The sequence below is a fragment of the Psychrobacillus sp. 05T411 genome, assembly GCF_056396485.1.
On sequence record NZ_JBFTLO010000045.1, the window covers coordinates 1 to 17,415 of the forward strand.

Here is a 17,415-nt window from a genome sequence, read left to right on the forward strand (position 1 = left end):
GATGTGGCGTTCTTAGCCTTTGTTCCTCTGCCTGAGTAAGATGAGACTTCACAACGTACGCGCAAGCGGCGGTGAAGGCTCATCACTCACCCCACGGAAAGCGTCCGTCCTGCAGCGAAAATCATAGCGGTCACTAGTCAACGCACTACCACGCAGTTTCCCAATATTGCGAAATATAAAGTTTATTTTTCTGAAAACAAAAAAACTACCCTAACAAAGGATAGTTTGTTCATGTTATTTCATTTCTACTCCACGCCATATAATTCTTTCTACTTGATCTACTTGAAATGTCATCAATTCTCCGGCACCAACAGAAAAAGTAACGGTCTCACCCTCTACTTTTTCCACCTCACCTTGAAGAAGTGAACCATCCTCAAAATGGAATACTAATGGACGATATGCTTTACGTTGAAATGGTTTCGCTAAAAATTTCAGCTTTTCTAAAATAACGATTGTTTTCTCCGTCATACTCGTTCGCAATTCGTATATGGAAGTACTTTCATCTTGCTCAATCTCTTCTTTCACTTGCTCTTCCATTTGTATATCTGGCTTTTCCCTAGGTGGAAGATGAAAAACTGGTGGGCCTTGTATATAGATTAAAGGATCATTATAAACGTTCACAGACACATMCTTTTTTCTTTACTTTATGCATTTAGCTAAAATAATGTGAACTAGACCTGTAAAGAAGAAATAAACACTGTCGCAAGCCCAAGATATATTAGAATACTAATGACATCATTAATCGTTGTAATAAATGGTCCAGATGCAACAGCAGGGTCAATCTTCATTCGTTGAATCAATAAAGGAATAAACGAACCACAAATAGTTGCCACAAAAATAGACACAAAAATGGCCGCTCCAACTAATAAGCCAATTATTAAGTCATGCTTCCAAAAGAAAACGATTCCCACTACAATAATTCCGCATAATAAACCTGTCGTTAAACCTGTCCCAGCCTCTCTTGCAAGTAACTTCATTTTACTTTGCTTTTCAATATCTCCTGTCGCAATACCTCTAATCGCAACAGCTAAGGCTTGAGTACCGCTATTTCCGGCAGTTCCAGATATTAAAGGAATAAACACAGCGAGCAATGCAACTTGCTCTAATGTTTCTGTAAACACACTCATTAAACTTGCAGTCATCATTCCTAAAAATAACAAAATAATAAGCCAAGGCAACCTTTTTTTAGCAGCTTGAAATGAATTTTTGTCAAATGTATCCATATCGGAAACACCGGCAAGTTTAGAATAATCGTCCGACGCTTCTTCATCTAATACATCAATAATATCATCGACTGTAACAATCCCGAGCAGATGCTGTTCAAAATCGACTACTGGTACGGCTAAGAAATCATAGTCTTTAATCATATGTGCAACTTCTTCTTGGTCTGCACTTACTAATACGCTCACGACACGTTCGTTCATAATATCTTTAATAAGCGTATCTTCATCCGCAATGATTAAATCTCTAAGGGAAATAACACCTGTTAATTGATGATTCTCACTTACAACAAATAAATAATAAATCGTTTCAGCTTGTGGAGCTTCATTTCTTAGTATGGTCATGGCAGAACGACAAGTAGACGTTTCGGGGATAGCCACATATTCTGTTGTCATGATAGATCCAGCTGTATACTCTTCATAATGTAGAAGATCTTTAATTTCTTGTGCAGATTCTACATCCATTATACTTAAATAACTAGCGACTTGATCTTTGCCTAACTCATTCAATACGTCAACCGCATTATCAGCAAACATATAGGAAAGCATGTCTGCTGCATAAGTTGTATCCATTTCTTTTAAATAAAAGTCATATTGTTCTTCTTCAAATTTTGTTGCTTCAAACAGCTCAGCCATTTCTTTAGGAGATAGGTAGTGAAAGATTTTCTTTCGTATTTCTGGGTCCACCTTTTCAAAAAATAGCGATTGATCATAAGGATGTAACTGCATAAATTCTTCTCTAAATGCGTCCATCAAATCATTACTTAAAAAATCAATTAAATTTGATTCTTCTAATTGTAGTTGATTCATTTCTTCTTTCACACTTTTCCCTCCTTCCACTGGTCCTCTATCATTGTATGAGCTATAAAAAGATTAAGCAACCACTTTCATAGAAAAACGGAATGATCCACCTTATATTATTCCCCGGGAAATCATTCTGAAACTAAATTTACAACTTTAAGAAAGCGATGAGGAATAGTAGGCATGATAGGGAGACTGTGACGTAGTGCGTTGCAGTATCCCTAAACCTTGCGCATTTTTCATTTATCAATATTTTCCAGTTAAATAATGAGGTATCCACTCCCGAAAAGGAAAACCACTAAAATCCCCTGATATACAGGTTTATTTAGTGGCCTTTGATGGAATAACTTCCTCCATATCCGCTGGAAAAGGAGATATTATTTTTAATGACTCTCCTGAAAAAGGATGAACCAATTTTAACTCTCTTGCGTGTAATGCTTGTCTACGTATGAATTTTAAATTACCACCGTACAAATCGTCTCCTATTAAAGGATGACCGATTGACATCATATGTACACGGATTTGATGCGTTCGTCCTGTGTGTAGCTGCAAACGGACATGTGTAAGCGGTTCTCCTTGCAAGTGAAACCTGTTTAACACTTGTACAGATGTTTTAGCGTATTTTCCTTCTGGCGATATAAAACGCTCGATAATACTACCATCTTTTCGACCAATAGGTGCATCGATTACAAAGCTGTCCTCTTTTACAAACCCATGAACAATCGCTTCATAGTTCCTTGAAATAGTACCTGCTTTTTGCATTTCGCTTAATAGATGGTGCGCGTGTCGATGCTTCGCTACACATATTACACCAGATGTATCTTTATCTAATCTCGTCACGATATGAACGGTGGAAGAAAGGGCTTTTTCTTCAAAATAACCTGCGACAAAATTAGCAACGGTTCCATGTGGATGTTCCCGAGAAGGTATTGTGCTAAGTCCTGCTTCTTTCGAAAATATTAATAGATGTTCATCCTCAAATAGAATGGAGAATTCTCCTTTTTCGGCGATTAATCCTTCACTTTTTTTCTCATTTGGAAAAATAATGGTCACTTTATCGCCAACTGACAATATATGCCTAACCGTTTTTTCTTCTCCATTGACAAGTATGGTGCCACCTTCATATTTAATACTCGTTAATGCTTTTTTAGAGATGCCGTATTGTTTAATGGCATCGCGGAGCAATAATTGCGGTTCTTTTATTTCAAAAGTTAATGTGATTGAATGCTTGTTCATCTTTCTAGATCACTATCAATGAACGAATCATGTACTCTTTGCCAAAATGGGAATGATCTAAACCGCGCAAAGCGTACTTTTTCATCCGCGACTCGATACTTAATTGATTGCACATCTTTATGCAATAATTGTAAATGATCAATCGTCACCATAAAATCCGGTCCTTTTACCGGCTTCAGTAAACAAGAATGATGCTTAGGCAATACAAGAGAGGAACCTACTGTTCGGAAAACTCGATTATTAATAGAAGCAATTTCTGCAAGTTGCATTGCTTCTAAAGAAGGATGGACGATTGCCCCACCAAGCGCTTTATTGTAGGCCGTACTTCCAGATGGTGTAGACATACATAATCCGTCTCCTCTAAATCGCTCGAAGTGTTTTCCGTTTAATTCTACATCCATCACTAAGGTCACGTCTGGAGACTTTACAGTTGATTCATTAACAGCAAGATACACAGAACTATCCTCTTCATGCTTATAGTTAATCGTCACTTCTAAAAGCGGATATTCAATGACTTCGAATTCTTTCTGTGCAATGCTAATGACAAGCTTTTCGATTTCGATCGGTTTCCAATCTGCATAAAAACCTAGATGCCCAGTATGAATACCAACGAAAGCAACAGAACTTGTTAAATGCTTATATTTATGGAAAGCATGTAGTAATGTCCCATCTCCCCCAATCGACAGCACAATATCAGGGTTTTCCTCATCGAATAGTAGTCCAAAATCAACTAAATACGTTTTAGCCGTTTCCATTAGGCGATTGGATAACCCGTCATTTCGTGATTGAATAAAAAATTTCATCGCGCGCGCCCCCTTTTTTCTTTGTGGCTTTCATGAATTCTTGGCGTAGATAGTTCTTTATTTTCACTAAAATATTTTTGCGCTTCTTGGATTTCTCCACGTATTAAAGACATTTCCTCGTCTAAACGAAATGCTGCTTCCGCTGCAAACTGGAGGCGTTTTTTTATCTCCTCTGGGAAAATACCTTTGTATTTATAATTTAGGGAATGTTCAATGGACGCCCAGAAGTTCATCGCTAGTGTTCGAATTTGAATTTCCGCTAAAATATTGATCTCCCCATGTATTGTTTGAACCGGATATTCAATAATGACATGATAGGATCTGTATCCACTCTGCTTTTTATGGGAAATATAATCCCGTTCTTCTACCACTCTTATATCTTTTCTTGCGCGTAATAATTCCACAACATGTTCGATATCATCTACAAATTGACACATCATTCGAAGGCCTGCAATATCAGGTATTTCCTTCGCTAACGTCTCAGAAGGTTCGAATGCGATGCCTTTAATAAGGGACTTGTCATAAATACTTGCAAGTGGTTTAACACGTCCTGTAACAAATTCAATGGGTGAGTTTGTATTTTCCATTTCATATTGTGTCCGCATTCCCTTTAACTTTACTTTTAACTCGGAAACCGCTTGCTTGTAAGGCTCTAAAAACCTTTCCCATTGCCCCATAAGCTTAACCTCCATTCACTTGCACTAGGCTTTTAGTATTTCCTCAAATGCTTCTTCTACTGCTTTTGAAAACGTAGCACCGTAGTTGTCATTGCCTTCAATATTAAAAATCAGCATTTCCAGTTCTTCTTTAAACTTAGTTAAAGTAAGCTCCATATTTCCAAATTGTAATGTAGGATCATCTTCCGCTTTTAAGGTATTAACTAATAAGGGCCATATGTCTTGTCCGAACTTTACATAATGATATCCATCTTCATCTTCTAGTAAATACACAAACGACAAGGAATCGGAATCGGTAATCATTCGTCCTCCCGCATTTATGTTTGGTTGGTCGGGAGTTACCTCTAATGTAAAACGAATATCATTTTCTAATTGCACACCACTGTGCACGTTATAAGTAATAGGCAAAATAAATCTTTCCTTTCTGTCCATTCTTTCACTATTTTATCATATTGAAACTCATTGCAAACCGTCTATAATAGAAATAATAGGAAAGGTCGTGAAATTGTGCAATCTGAAAAAGAAATCGAGTTTAAAAACTTGCTAATAAAAGAAGAATTCCAATCATTAATTGCCGCTCTTGGCTTAACATCTACGGACTTTCGTACCCAAACAAATTACTACTTCGATACACCAGAAAACTATTTTAAAAAAAAGAAAATGGGATTTAGATTACGCGTCTTGCCGAACCGCAATGAGCTAACATTAAAAATACCAGTACAAGCGCATGTGATGGAGGAAAAAACAGTCATATTATCAAATGATGAACGAGACGCCATCATCCATGAAACACGCTTCCCTTCTGTATCCTTTTTGGAGCAAATAAAAGATAAAGGTCCCTTAACATGCATTGGCAGTATGCAAACAGATCGAGCACAAATCCCATATAATAATGGGGAACTATTTTTGGATCACTCCTTTTATAGTCGAATAGAAGATTTTGAGGTAGAATATGAATGTGGAGATGTCGAAATTGGACAGAAAGTTTTTCTTCAATTATTAGAAGAACATCAAATTCCCATCCGACCTACCGATAAAAAAATTGCTCGACTAATGAAATATAACAATTCGTTGAAAGGTTGATACCAGGTGGATATCCAATCCCTTAAAACACTCATGGAAATAAATGCAATGCAGACGCTTGGAAGTGTGCAAAGTTCGCTGAATACTCCAAGCCCTTCCTTGTTTTCAAATATGCTCGGACAAGTTCTGCAAACTGATGATCATCATGCAGCTTCAACTAATAGGGATTCCTTATACTACAATGGAAATTCCCCTGTTTTTACGCCATCAAACCTTGCATATCAAAATGATTCTCTGATAAATGCAATCGCCTCTTATGCTCCATCAAACAAGGTGACGAGTTCTGATTTTGATGATATTATCAAACAAGCAGCAGAAAGATATAATGTGCCAGAAAAGCTTATTTCGTCCGTCATTAAACAGGAATCTAATTTTAATCCTGCTGCACGAAGTTCTGCTGGAGCTTCTGGTTTAATGCAATTGATGCCTGGAACAGCAAAATACTTAGGCGTTGCCAATAGTTTCGACCCTGAACAAAATATAATGGGCGGTGCCAAATACTTGCGTCAAATGCTCAATCAGTTTAATGAAGACACTGAAATAGCACTTGCTGCTTATAATGCGGGTCCTGGAGCGGTAAAAAAATACGGTGGAATCCCGCCTTATAAAGAAACACAAAACTATGTTCAAAAAGTATTAAACTATTACCAAGCATAAGCTTGAAACGACCTCAGGATAGGTCGTTTTTTAATGGCAGTCTAATTATTTGAGATAATTGTTTGGGATTGATAGAATGATATTAGTGCTAAAACAAAGGAGTAACGAACAATGACACAGAAACCAATACTTCCTTACGATGAGATTGGAGCAGAGAAATTATCCCAGCTTGTCGATACGTTTTACAGTAATGTTGCAAAACATCCCTTGCTTGTGCCGATTTTTCCTGACGATTTAAGGGAGACTGCAAGAAAACAAAAACAATTTTTAACCCAATATCTTGGTGGTCCCAATTTATATACCGAAGAGCATGGACATCCAATGATGAAAATGCGTCATAATCCATTTCCTATTACACCTGAAAGAGCAGTAGCCTGGCTTTCCTGCATGAGAGCCGCAATGGATACTGTTGGACTTGAAGGTAAAGTACGTGAAACTTTTTATCGAAGACTAGAGCTTACTGCCAACCACATGGTCAATCAAATGAGTCATGAGGAGGAACAAGAGTGACAAGAATACTCATTCCGACTGAACCGATTACATCTCCTTTACTAAACAAGCCGCTTGAAATGTATGTCTTTCTAGATCCGCTTTGCTCAGCTTGTTGGGAAATGCAACCGATTATTCGGAAATTGCAAGTGCAATATGGACAGTATTTTACGATTCGAACAGTACTGAGTACGCAGCTGAGCAATTTAAATACTGTTTGTAAAACGTCAATTGAAGAAAAAACGAAGATTCAATGTGAGTTTCCAGATATAGAGCATTCTGTATTCCCTTCTATTGCAGTAAAAGCTGCAGAGTTTCAAGGGAAAAAAGCTGCACTTCGTTTTTTCAATAAAATACAAGAATATCTTTTCATTAAAACGCAAAATGTTACTTCCTTTGCTGTTTTGCAAGAAATAGCAAATAAAGTAAACATCGATGTAAATGAGTTCACACTAGATTTCAAGTCTAAAGAATGTGCACGCTCCTTTCAAAGTGATTTATCAATTACTTCTGAAATGGATGTCACTACATTTCCAAGTATCGTCTTTTTTAATGAAAATATTGAAGATGAGGGTATCAAAGTATCGGGTGTTTATCCTTATGAAATTTATGTGCAAATATTACAAGAAATGCTATATGAAAAACCGGAAGTACAGGAACCACCTGCTCTTGCCAAGCTTTTTGATCGATTCCATTCGTTAACAACCAGCGAAATTGCTAGCTATTATAATATTTCCGAACAACAGGCTGAGCGAGAACTGAAAAAGCTCCTGCTACTTCAAGAAGTAGAAAGATTAGTATTACCGGACTCTGTCATCTGGCGATTGAAAAATAATTAAAATAAAGCTCCTCATCCACAATGGATGAGGAGCTTTTGTCTGCTCTATTTATATTTGTTTTTAACACATATGTTGATTAATCAAAAATATCCAGTAATTTAATTGTTAAGAACATGATTATACACAAGGCACTTTATATATTGGTGCTTTTGGATTGCTTTGATCGGAACGAATTCTACAACATTATCGAGATTTCTTGATGTGTAGGGATGCGACTTCGTCGCATCCCTACACATTTTTTTCGGTAATCGTGTGGTTGTCGTTCGTCCGTCGCACTCCAAAAGCACGAGTAATTAAAGTGCCAAAGCTTTGGGGAATGAAAGATTAGCCCACTTTCCTAATCATATAAAAGCAGCCAAAGATGCAATTTTGGCTGCTCAGTCCTTCTCTATCGTATTTCCACCTTTCGTTTGAAAAGAAGTGTACCTTTTCTATAATAGCATCAACATATTACCAGCATGAATTTTGCAAAAAAATAAGCAAGGAACACATGCTAGAAAGCGATAGAGTGCCCGAAATTGCATCTTCGGAGGCCCGCACGATGCGGGTCAGACAGTCGTTGCGACACGAAGTCGCGAACTTAGACCGTCCTCCCCTGAACTACTCTTACTAGAAAGTTAATTATTCTTTCATTTCCAAAAGCAATTGCCTTTTTCTTTTGAACTTTGTAGGAACGTGACGGACAAATATCCACCATAGGATGATTATCAAAAACAGTATAGCAGGAAGTGATGCAGTCACTTCCTGCTATACTTTTTCCGCGGTAATGCTATAGTGATTATTTTGTCCAAAACGAACCGAAAACGTACAAGTGGAAAATGCGATCCTTAAGCATTTCTTGTAAAATTTCAATGGTGGAAATTGGTTAATCAACAGGCCTATGTTTTTCACTAAGTATCAATCCGGCGCTTTTATAATCCAAATTGAAAACACCCTTTCCTCGGTTAGGAAAGGGTGTTTTCGTTTTACAAAGGGGATGGGAGAAATGTTCACGTTCAAACAAAGGGGTGTATGTTATCTTGTGATTTATTTCACACTCTTACTTTATCATGCCGCCTAAAGAATTACAATATATTAGCCCTGACTTTCACAAATTCGTCATACATTAGACGTCATACCTTTATAAGTATTCAAGCTACATGAGTCAATTGTCCACTTAATATAACATGTTTTGCGTATTATAAAATTAATCTGTTATGAAGGAGGTGCCCGTTATGCCAGGAAAAAAAGGAAAAAGCAGTAGTTCATCTTCAGGAAGCACTTCATCTAGTAGTTCTACTACTTCAAGTTCTTCTTCTCGTAGCTCGTCTTCAAGCAGCTCTTCAGGAAGAAAAGGAAGAAGTTCGTCTTCTTCAGGTAGCACTTCTTCGAGTGGTTCTACTTCTAGACGTTCTTCAACTAGAAGCTCTTCTTCAAGTAGCTCTTCAGGAAGAAAAGGAAGAAGTTCGTCTTCTTCAGGTAGCACTTCTTCAAGTGGTTCTACTTCTAGACGTTCTTCGACTAGTAGCTCATCTTCAAGTAGCTCTTCAGGAAGAAAAGGAAAAAAAGGAAGATCGTCGTCCTCAGGAAGTACATCTTCAGGAAGCACTTCTTCTTAAAAAATATTAATTAATAAAACTAGAAGCTTTCCTTTAATCAATAGTTGAACGATTAAGGAAAGCTTTTAACTCACCCAATAATAAATGGAATCACTAACCGACAACTAACATAGCCATTGTTCATTAGGTATGTACTATAGCTATGTTAGTTGCCAGTAGCAACATGATTAACCATGTATACTAATCCATCAGCAATTACAAGGAGGTGAATATATGTTAGAGCCCATTCCTTCATATCATTTAATGATTGAAGAAGATGACCTAAAGCGGTTAAGAAAAAACTTAACGAATGATAAGGCTATTTCCACCAAATTGAAAATTGAAAACACAACTTATGATATTAACATTGCCTATCGTGGCTCCTATACAAGAAAGTTTCGTAAAAGATCTTATTTAATTGATTTTGAAAATCCGGCAGAGTTTTCCGGGGCACGTAAAATTCACCTTAACGCGGAGTATCGGGATCCTTCTCTTATTCGTAATAAACTTTCGTTCGACTTTTTTCAAGATCTTGGTGTTTTGGCACCAGATAGCCAGCATATAAACTTTTATAGAAATGGTGCATTTAAAGGTGTCTATTTACAATTGGAATCCGTGGACGAAATGTTCCTGAAAAAGAGAGGTCTGCCGACAGGGCCCATTTACTATGCTGTTAATAACGATGCAAATTTTTCCTTTACGAGAGATGACAAACCGAAGGAGTCACTCCTATCAGGCTATATACAAGCATATGGAAATCCATCCGATGATGAGTTTCTCACGGAGTTAATTACAAGGATAAATACTACATCCAAGTCCAAGTTCTTCGCTGAAGTTTCTCAACACATTAATATGGAGCAATTTATCCTGTGGTTGGTTGGAGCAATTTGTACAATGAATAATGATGGTTTCACGCATAACTATGCGCTTTATCGTAATAGTGATACATGCTTATTTGAAATACTTCCTTGGGATTACGATGCAACGTGGGGTCGTAAAGTAAGCGGAGGAATCATGGAGCATACGTACGTACCAATCGAGGGGAAAAAGGGAAATGCTCTTTGTTCGCTACTTATGCAACTACCAGAGTTTCGTAAACGCTACAAAAATGTATTGGAAGAAGTTCTCGACACTAAATTCAATGTTGCATATATGGAAGAAAAAGTATTATCACTACATCAATATGTACGTCCACACATACTTCTCGATCCCTACAAAAAAAGTAAAATAGATCAATTTGATGAAGAACCGGAATTAATTTTTCAATTTATCCGTGATCGTAGTAATTATTTAAGAGAGAATCTTAAATATCTAGATTAAATTTAGAAGAAAGGAGTAATATCATTGCTACCTATTTATATGAAAGATACTGGCAAGTACGGACGTGGAATATTTGCAGCACGAGATATACAAAAGGATGAACTAATTGAGAAATCACCTGTGATTGTATCGCCCAAAGATGAATGGAAGTATCTGAAAAAGACAATTCTATTTTATTATTGCTTTCATTGGGGAAAAAAAGATACGGCCATCGCTCTAGGATATGGTGCATTATTCAATCATTCATACACTCCGAACATAGGATTTGAAAATAATAAAGAAAATGTAACCATTGATTTTCATGCACTGTCTGATATTAAAAAGGGCCAGGAATTAACAATCAACTACAACGGAACACCAGAGGATACATCCGAATTATGGTTTGATGTGATTGAGTGAGGCTTGTGTAATACCGCACTCCCTTTGAGCAAACCGCTTAACTTATAAATTCAGGTCAAATTTTTTAGTTTGCTGAGCAACAAAAAAGGCTAAACTGAGTAATCTCTAGTTTAGCCTTCTTCTTTTTATTTTATTCTGCTAGTAGTAATTGTTCTAACTCATTAAGTTTTTCTTCAAAGACGCGGCATGCTTCTTCTATTGGAGCAGCGGTGTTCATGTCTACGCCGGCTTTCTTCAATACTTCAATTGGATAATCGGAGCAACCTGCTTTTAAGAATTCATTAATATAACGGTCAACGGCTGGTTTACCTTCCGTTAAAATTTGATTGCTTAATGCAGTAGCTGCGCTTAAACCTGTTGCATATTGGTATACATAGTAGTTGTAATAGAAATGTGGAATTCGTGTCCATTCTAGCCCAATTTGCTCGTCGATTACGATTTCGTCGCCAAAGTATTTTTGATTTAATTTATAATATTCTTCTGTTAATTTTTCTGCAGTTAATGCTTCACCATCTTGATCAAGCTGGTGGATAATATGCTCAAACTCGGCAAACATTGTTTGACGGAATACCGTTCCGCGGAAACCTTCTAGCCAATGGTTCAGTAAATAAATGCGTTTTTTAGGATCATCTATTGTTTTCAATAAATAATCATTCAATAATGCCTCGTTACAAGTAGACGCTACTTCTGCGACAAAAATGGAATAATCCCCATATACATACGGCTGATTTGCACGTGTATAGTAACTATGAATACTGTGGCCAAACTCATGTGCTAATGTGAATAGATTATTCACGTTATTTTGCCAGTTCATCAAAATGTATGGGTTCGTGCCGTACGTACCAGAAGAATATGCACCTGAGCGCTTTCCTTTCGTTTCTACTACATCGACCCAGCGACTTTCTAATCCTTGCTTTACGATCGATACATATTCCTCTCCCAAAGGAGCAAAGCTTTTTAGCATTGTATCGCAGGCTTCTTCATATGTGTATTCCATTTTCAATTCTTTTACAAGAGGTGTATATAAATCCCACATATGCAGCTCGTCTAAACCAAGTACCTTTTTTCGTAAGCTTACATATTTATGAAGTAGATGAACATTTTTATTGATCGTACCTACTAAATTATCATAAACGCTTTCTGGAATATGATTTCCGGACATTGCMGCTTCGCGTGCGGATGCGTATTTTCTAATTTTAGCGTTTACATTATCCCCTTTTACATTTCCCGCCAAAGTAGATGCAAATGTATTGCGGAACTTGCCATACGTGTCATACATTGCTTTGAATGCATCTTCTCGTACGCGACCATCTTCGCTTTCTAGGAAGCGGGAATATCGACCATGCGTAAGTTGTACTTCATTGCCATCTTCGTCTTTGATCGATGGAAATTCTAAATCTGCATTATTTAGCTTGCCAAATGTATCTGAAGGCGAGCCTGCCACTTCCGAAAACTGTGCAAGCAATGCTTCTTGCTCTTTTGGAAGTACATGTGGACGTTCTAAATTAACTTCTTCTAAAAGTTGACCATACAATTGCAAATCACTATTTTCAGATAAGTAAGTAGCAAGAGTTGACTCGTCTAATGATAAAATTTCTGGTACTAAAAATGATAGTTCCGTAGAAACTTTTACATATAAGGATTTAATACGGCTATCCATCGCTTGATATGTGCTATTTGCAGTATCTTGGTCTGAACGCATATGCGCATACGTATATAGCTTACGAAGGCGTCCTGTTAGTTCATCTCGGTATGTTAGCACTTCTAACAAAGCATTTGCACCATTTGCAATCGTCCCCTGAAATGCGGATGCTTTTTCAGCTAACTTTGCTACGTCTTGGAATTCTTGTTCCCAAGCGTCATTGGAAGGAAAAATGTCCTCTAATCTCCAAGTTAGTTGCTCTTCTACTTCCTCACGTGTTAATACTTTGTTGTTTGTTTCTGTTGTCAAGATGAACTCCCCTTCCATTTGTTTCGAAATTCGTATCACTATTTATTTTCTCAATTTTCAGGTCACTTTGCAAGGAAATCACTATAGAGTAGTTCAACCATTTTGGAACTATTAAACTTGCTTTTATAAATAACTGAATCTGATTGTATGAGGCATTGTTGCAGTATCGACAAATAGGATTGGACAGCCTCTATTTTGAATAGGTTTTGTGATGAGCCCATTGGACGATCAAGTAAGAATGATTTACAATGCCAACGTTTTGCTTTCTCAAGCGGTACTTTTATCCGATTTAAATAATCAATCCATTGTATTTGCCACTCAATGGCGTGTACATGAAAAGACGCTGCATGAGCAGTAGGAATCCCTATAAAGAAAGGAATTTCTTTTGGAGACAGTCGCCATCTATAGCATACTTGTAAAAACTGATTTTGCACTCCTTTTCTATTATAGAAATATAAGTTATCTATATGCTTAAAACGCTGCTTTCTATACACTTGTAAATATATTTCGTACTCCTTACGGGATATTAGCTTTACGACTGCAAATGGCCATGATTGCTTTTCCATCGGAAGCTTCTTTACTTTGACAATGTATTTATTCGATTGTATGTGAACTGGGTTGGAAATATAGTGAAAGAGTTTTGTCTGTGGACAGTAAGTGATGATCATTTTTCCCTTTGTGGGGGTTTCTAGGAAAAATTGTTGACGATATGCAGACAATTGCATGATTCCTATTTCTTGAGGTGGGAATTCCGAAATAGATGGTGTTCTTAGTATCCATAAGGGGTCTATTTGTTGCTGTTTATATCCAATATTCCGATTTTCGATGATATCCGGTAATATTTTACTACACTGATATTCAATGGCTATTTGGGATTGGTTGTTGCAAACTAAAATATCTGGTCTTTGTTTAATTGTCGGGATAAACGATTCGAGTTGAGGGTTGCAATTATGGCGTTTAAAAAATGCATACAATTGTAACTTTCCATTCAGATGGTCTTTACTCTCGCCTTCTGAAAAAGAAAGGGTGCATTCGGATTTTCGCCTATGGGCAAAGTGGGGGATATTGATAAATCCGGTTCTTAATATTACTTCTTCATTACACTGAATACATTTAAAGGCATTTCGTTGCTTTAAATCATTTAAAAATTCGCGGGAATGGTCGGCCGAAACGATAATTTGTCCTTGTGTTGTTATGGCTGTTAGTATGTTCATCACCTCTATTCATAAATGTACGAATTCTCGGTAAAAAAAGCAAGAAAAAAAACCTTCTTTTTACAGAAGGTTAAAAATGTCTATTGAGTTCTTCGAATACATCATTTACAATAATTTCTTTTCCATATTCTTGAATGATATGAATAGTTGTTTTGGTGCTATTTGCAAATTCTGAAATAATGCTAAGTGTATTTAATACATCTTCAAATTCCGTTATTTCCGAATTAAAAATTACATGTAAATAATATTTTTCCTCATAATGATACAATGATGTTTCAAAATTTACTTTATCTAATTTTTTCGCTAGAACTAGTAAATCATCAAAGTTCGCAAACATGAACGTGTATTCAGAAGGGATCTCTTCCCCATCATCCATATAATGCGAGAAATCATCAAATTCGTGAGGTCCTATAGAACTAGAGACACCATTTTTGAAAATTTTGTTTGACAGGTCATCCATTTCAAAATCATCTGATCGTTCCTCATGTTTCCCTATTTCCGTTCGAGTGACAATCACTTCCAAACCTTTTTCCATCGCATGAACTTGTATCCACAATGGCCCATCTAATTCTTCGAAATGGTCATCATCATGAACTTCATCCATCATTTCCCAAAAAAGCTGCTCGCTCTTATCTTTGTTGAACCAGATTTCATCTCGGCTGAAGCCTCTTTCTTCAATGTCGATGTATGAAATGTATACTTTGAAAGTGTTATCATTGATACGCTCGATATCCATTTAACACATCTCCTTTCGCTTCCTACCGCCTCATTCTTGTAGTGTCTACTACTATTGTATGTTGTTTGTGAAAAAAAGAAAAGGATTCCTACTTATCTTTTCAAATTATTAATCACAATTGCATTGTAAGAAAGTTTACACTTAAATGCAAGCATTCAAAAAAGCTGACTATTTTCAAAAGTTCTTGAAAATAATCAGCCGATTAACTTTTAGTTAACAAGTTTTTGTGCTTCGAGTAACTGATATGCACGAACTTTTCTTGGTAAGAATCTACGAATTTCGTCTTCGTTATAACCAACTTGTAGACGTTTTTCATCTAAAATAATTGGTCTGCGAAGAAGTCCAGGATATTCTTGTATTAGCTCATATAAACGTTGTAAAGGAAGGCTTTCTACATCTACATTCAGCTTTTGGAATATTTTCGAACGAGTAGAAATAATTTCGTCCGTCCCGTCTTCCGTCATTCGTAAAATTTCTTTTATTTCACTTATTGTAAGTGGTTCTGAAAAAATATTTCTTTCCGTATATGGTATATCATGTTCTTCTAACCACGCTTTTGCTTTTCTACATGAAGTACAACTTGGTGAGGTGAATAACGTAACCATCATTTAAAAACACTTCCTTTCAATTGGTAGTTGTGTTATATGAAGTAGTTTATAATTAATTTAATGTAGTTCTTTACTTTTTTAGTATACACCAAATTTTAGTCATTTAAAATACGTTTACAAGAAAAATTTCCCCTTTAATTGAAGCTGTCACAAATTCGTTGAATATATAAGCTATACTTACATTTCGTCATTAATTATTATAGATGTTTAAATTATACCCATCTCTTTTCTGCTTTAAACATTAAAATGATATTTTTTTATTCTCATTTAGAAGAATAGTATTGAAAATGACTGTTATACTAATTAATACGTTTTTCATGAAATAAAGTTTCATGAAAAATATAAAAAGATAGGATTTTTTCATATCCTATCTTTTCTTATTTACGGTGTATAATCTACGCCAGGCGAGTATTTGTTTCCTGCATTCCACAGTAAATACTCCTTAATGCCGGCTTCATTTAATGCTTTGATTTGAGCTTCTACTTCTTCTTTAGCATATGTTTGATAATTACCTGCACCTAGGTATGTAGCTGTGAAGTCTTGAAGCCACGGTCTTGATACTGGCGGATTTTCTAATTCTGCTAATTTCGCATTTTCTACTTTAGCATATTCTTGCACTAATCGGTAAGGCTCTAAATCAGGCTTTGCTATACCAAAATAAGATGTCCAATGACTTGGATAAATCATGGAAGAAATAACGTCGACATTTTCGGATATTTTGGAGAAGTTTTGTCCAATACCTGGTGCTTCTGGTAATGTAGCAGAATAACCAAAAATATCTACAGACACTTGTGCTCCATATGGTTTTAGCTTCTCTTTTGCATAAGCAACAAAATCGGTAACAGCCGTCACTCTTCTTTGCACTGAATCTTCTTCTGATGATTCATACTTGCCCATGGAGTATTTCAATTCATTTTCTCTATTTTCAAATCCTTCAGGAAATCGAACATAATCAAATTGAATTTCTTTAAAGCCCATTTTGGCTGCTTCTATCGCTATTTCTACATTATAGTCCCATACTTCTTGAAGAAATGGATTAACAAATGCTTCTCCTCTCCCATTTTTCCAAACAGAAGTACCTTCTACAAAGGACCATTCTGGTTTTCTTTCGGCAAGTTCTGTATCTTTAAAAACGACGACGCGGGCAATTGGATATATTTCTTTTTCTTCCATCGTCTCAAGCATTGTTTGTGTATTTTTTATGTATGGCTTACCAATATCATATTTTGCAAGGGGTGAGTCCTCACTTGGAATATATGTTAAATTTCCAAAGTCGTCTTTAATGTCTATGACCATTGCATTTAGCTCAGTTGAGTCTAGTAAATCTACTAAAGTAGCAAATCTAGCTCCTCCTGCTGAATGTCCTGTAACATATACTCCTCTCACAGCATCCGGATAATTAAATGTTAGCCCAGAGTCGTATATGAAAAGTTTGGAAGCAGAAAGGACCTTTTCGTCAATCGGTTTTAAACTATATTCTTTTGTTGTAAAATCTTCTGCAAATAATTGAGATTCAGCAAATACTGCGCTAGGTAAAAGTACTGCGGCTGCCACACTTAATGAGGCGAGTAGTTTTATAGGCTTCTTCATAAAATTCTCCTTTCTTATCTTTGGTGTTTCTTTATTCTAACAATACTAAACAATGAATGAAAGAGAAATAAGGCTTAGGATGTTGCAAGCACTCCATCCTACGTTGCACACGTTAGGGATAATGCGTCGTACGGTATCCGCTGTGATTTTCACTGCAGTCGGACGCTTTCCGCCGGGTGAGCGATGAGCCACMCCCGCCGCCCTTAGGCGTACGT

General features: G+C 36.5%; 18 protein-coding genes. 6 read left to right on the top strand and 12 right to left on the bottom strand.

The features are described 5' to 3' along the window. Positions 1–234: 234 nt before the first annotated feature. The 6 genes from AC1DFT_RS19795 to AC1DFT_RS19820 all read right to left on the bottom strand — a co-directional run bounded on the left by AC1DFT_RS19795 (position 235) and on the right by AC1DFT_RS19820 (position 5,145). The gene (locus tag AC1DFT_RS19795) at positions 235–621 is read right to left on the bottom strand and encodes a hypothetical protein (protein WP_478161227.1); all 387 of its coding nucleotides are present in this window, start codon (positions 619–621) and stop codon (positions 235–237) included. A 50-nt stretch (positions 622–671) separates the two neighbouring features. Continuing rightward, complete coding sequence (mgtE, locus tag AC1DFT_RS19800; RefSeq protein WP_478161259.1) at positions 672–2,030, bottom strand: magnesium transporter; 1,359 nt, start codon at positions 2,028–2,030, stop codon at positions 672–674. Between the two features lie 312 nt (positions 2,031–2,342). After that, positions 2,343–3,257: an RluA family pseudouridine synthase gene (locus tag AC1DFT_RS19805; protein ID WP_478161229.1), complete on the bottom strand. Its 915-nt coding sequence runs from the start codon at positions 3,255–3,257 to the stop codon at positions 2,343–2,345. Beyond that, positions 3,254–4,060 carry an NAD kinase gene (locus AC1DFT_RS19810; RefSeq protein ID WP_478161231.1) on the bottom strand — a complete coding sequence of 269 codons (807 nt, stop codon included), beginning with the start codon at positions 4,058–4,060 and terminating at the stop codon, positions 3,254–3,256. The genes AC1DFT_RS19805 and AC1DFT_RS19810 overlap by 4 nt, the downstream gene beginning before the upstream one ends. Next, positions 4,057–4,737: a GTP diphosphokinase gene (gene yjbM, locus AC1DFT_RS19815; RefSeq protein ID WP_478161233.1), complete on the bottom strand. Its 681-nt coding sequence runs from the start codon at positions 4,735–4,737 to the stop codon at positions 4,057–4,059. Before yjbM ends, AC1DFT_RS19810 begins: the two co-directional genes overlap by 4 nt. Before the next feature lie 24 nt (positions 4,738–4,761). After that, the gene (locus AC1DFT_RS19820) at positions 4,762–5,145 is read right to left on the bottom strand and encodes a UPF0738 family protein (RefSeq protein WP_478161235.1); all 384 of its coding nucleotides are present in this window, start codon (positions 5,143–5,145) and stop codon (positions 4,762–4,764) included. A 99-nt stretch (positions 5,146–5,244) separates the two neighbouring features. Between AC1DFT_RS19820 and AC1DFT_RS19825 the strand changes: the two genes are divergently transcribed. From AC1DFT_RS19825 to AC1DFT_RS19840, 4 genes are all read left to right on the top strand, one after another. Further along, entirely contained in the window at positions 5,245–5,820 is a 576-nt protein-coding gene (locus tag AC1DFT_RS19825; RefSeq protein ID WP_478161237.1) for a CYTH domain-containing protein, read from the top strand. A gap of 6 nt (positions 5,821–5,826) precedes the next feature. Beyond that, positions 5,827–6,477 carry a lytic transglycosylase domain-containing protein gene (locus AC1DFT_RS19830; RefSeq protein ID WP_478161239.1) on the top strand — a complete coding sequence of 217 codons (651 nt, stop codon included), beginning with the start codon at positions 5,827–5,829 and terminating at the stop codon, positions 6,475–6,477. A gap of 111 nt (positions 6,478–6,588) precedes the next feature. After that, positions 6,589–6,987 (top strand): globin domain-containing protein, encoded by a 399-nt coding sequence (locus AC1DFT_RS19835; protein WP_478161241.1) that lies wholly within the window; start codon positions 6,589–6,591, stop codon positions 6,985–6,987. After that, complete coding sequence (locus AC1DFT_RS19840; RefSeq protein ID WP_478161243.1) at positions 6,984–7,805, top strand: ClpXP adapter SpxH family protein; 822 nt, start codon at positions 6,984–6,986, stop codon at positions 7,803–7,805. The genes AC1DFT_RS19835 and AC1DFT_RS19840 overlap by 4 nt, the downstream gene beginning before the upstream one ends. A 1,186-nt stretch (positions 7,806–8,991) precedes the next feature. On the opposite strand, the gene AC1DFT_RS19845 is transcribed toward AC1DFT_RS19840, so the two are convergent. Then, entirely contained in the window at positions 8,992–9,393 is a 402-nt protein-coding gene (locus AC1DFT_RS19845; RefSeq protein WP_478161245.1) for a hypothetical protein, read from the bottom strand. 223 nt (positions 9,394–9,616) lie between these two features. Here AC1DFT_RS19845 and AC1DFT_RS19850 point away from each other — a divergent pair, with 223 nt between their 5' ends. Together AC1DFT_RS19850 and AC1DFT_RS19855 are read left to right on the top strand one after the other, a co-directional pair. Beyond that, on the top strand, positions 9,617–10,702 hold the full coding sequence (locus AC1DFT_RS19850; protein WP_478161247.1) for a CotH kinase family protein: 1,086 nt from the start codon (positions 9,617–9,619) through the stop codon (positions 10,700–10,702). Positions 10,703–10,726: 24 nt separating this feature from the next. Further along, positions 10,727–11,101, top strand: coding sequence for an SET domain-containing protein (locus AC1DFT_RS19855; protein ID WP_478161249.1), 375 nt, complete (start codon positions 10,727–10,729; stop codon positions 11,099–11,101). A gap of 130 nt (positions 11,102–11,231) precedes the next feature. On the opposite strand, the gene pepF is transcribed toward AC1DFT_RS19855, so the two are convergent. The 5 genes from pepF to AC1DFT_RS19880 form a co-directional block, all read right to left on the bottom strand. After that, a complete protein-coding gene (gene pepF, locus AC1DFT_RS19860; RefSeq protein WP_478161251.1) occupies positions 11,232–13,052 on the bottom strand; it encodes an oligoendopeptidase F in 1,821 nt (606 codons plus the stop codon). 62 nt (positions 13,053–13,114) lie between these two features. Continuing rightward, on the bottom strand, positions 13,115–14,266 hold the full coding sequence (locus tag AC1DFT_RS19865) for a competence protein CoiA (RefSeq protein ID WP_478161253.1): 1,152 nt from the start codon (positions 14,264–14,266) through the stop codon (positions 13,115–13,117). A gap of 70 nt (positions 14,267–14,336) precedes the next feature. Then, complete coding sequence (mecA, locus tag AC1DFT_RS19870) at positions 14,337–15,002, bottom strand: adaptor protein MecA (protein ID WP_478161255.1); 666 nt, start codon at positions 15,000–15,002, stop codon at positions 14,337–14,339. 209 nt (positions 15,003–15,211) lie between these two features. Continuing rightward, positions 15,212–15,607, bottom strand: a complete 396-nt coding sequence (spxA, locus tag AC1DFT_RS19875; protein ID WP_402819602.1) for a transcriptional regulator SpxA — start codon at positions 15,605–15,607, stop codon at positions 15,212–15,214. 384 nt (positions 15,608–15,991) lie between these two features. Further along, the gene (locus AC1DFT_RS19880) at positions 15,992–17,200 is read right to left on the bottom strand and encodes a putative glycoside hydrolase (protein WP_478161257.1); all 1,209 of its coding nucleotides are present in this window, start codon (positions 17,198–17,200) and stop codon (positions 15,992–15,994) included. Positions 17,201–17,415: the final 215 nt, after the last annotated feature.

Bases quoted from the DNA above. Each gene is read 5' to 3' on its own strand.
- spxA (WP_402819602.1), bottom strand. From the start codon at position 15,607: ATGGTTACGTTATTCACCTCACCAAGTTGTACTTCATGTAGAAAAGCA.
- yjbM (WP_478161233.1), bottom strand. From the start codon at position 4,737: ATGGGGCAATGGGAAAGGTTTTTAGAGCCTTACAAGCAAGCGGTTTCC.
- AC1DFT_RS19880 (WP_478161257.1), bottom strand. From the start codon at position 17,200: ATGAAGAAGCCTATAAAACTACTCGCCTCATTAAGTGTGGCAGCCGCA.
- AC1DFT_RS19850 (WP_478161247.1), top strand. From the start codon at position 9,617: ATGTTAGAGCCCATTCCTTCATATCATTTAATGATTGAAGAAGATGAC.
- AC1DFT_RS19865 (WP_478161253.1), bottom strand. From the start codon at position 14,266: ATGAACATACTAACAGCCATAACAACACAAGGACAAATTATCGTTTCG.
- mecA (WP_478161255.1), bottom strand. From the start codon at position 15,002: ATGGATATCGAGCGTATCAATGATAACACTTTCAAAGTATACATTTCA.
- mgtE (WP_478161259.1), bottom strand. From the start codon at position 2,030: ATGAATCAACTACAATTAGAAGAATCAAATTTAATTGATTTTTTAAGT.
- AC1DFT_RS19805 (WP_478161229.1), bottom strand. From the start codon at position 3,257: ATGAACAAGCATTCAATCACATTAACTTTTGAAATAAAAGAACCGCAA.
- AC1DFT_RS19810 (WP_478161231.1), bottom strand. From the start codon at position 4,060: ATGAAATTTTTTATTCAATCACGAAATGACGGGTTATCCAATCGCCTA.
- AC1DFT_RS19835 (WP_478161241.1), top strand. From the start codon at position 6,589: ATGACACAGAAACCAATACTTCCTTACGATGAGATTGGAGCAGAGAAA.